This window comes from Paenibacillus xylanexedens (genome assembly GCF_007676705.1).
GTDB lineage: Bacteria > Bacillota > Bacilli > Paenibacillales > Paenibacillaceae > Paenibacillus > Paenibacillus xylanexedens_C.
Genome location: NZ_VEBF01000166.1, coordinates 1 through 305, shown reverse-complemented (window position 1 = coordinate 305; position 305 = coordinate 1). Strand labels below are relative to the sequence as shown.

Below are 305 nucleotides of genomic sequence, written 5' to 3'. Positions count from 1 at the left end.
CAACTCTTCCTCTCCCACTTCAACCTTACTTTCCTCAATCTCACTATCAATGCTCATAATATCTCCATTTTCCAGCAAACACATCCCTCCACCTACTTCTCCCTCACCCCATACATCCCCCACTACAAATCCATCCCACCCACCCCACAACCTACCATCTCTTATCACACCAACTTTTCCCCCCACACCTTTTCCTACAATCACTCCTCTAACCCAAAGCATCTCACGCATACCTCCGGCACCCTTCCGTCCACAATACCCTATCACCAATACCTCCCCTTCTTCAATTTCATCATTCATCATCC

At 47.5% G+C, this 305-nt stretch carries 1 pseudogene; it reads right to left on the bottom strand.

The features are described from left to right. Nucleotides 1-300 (bottom strand): annotated as a pseudogene (locus tag FS628_RS30395) (dihydroxy-acid dehydratase domain-containing protein); the annotation flags it as partial. Nucleotides 301-305: the final 5 nt, after the last annotated feature.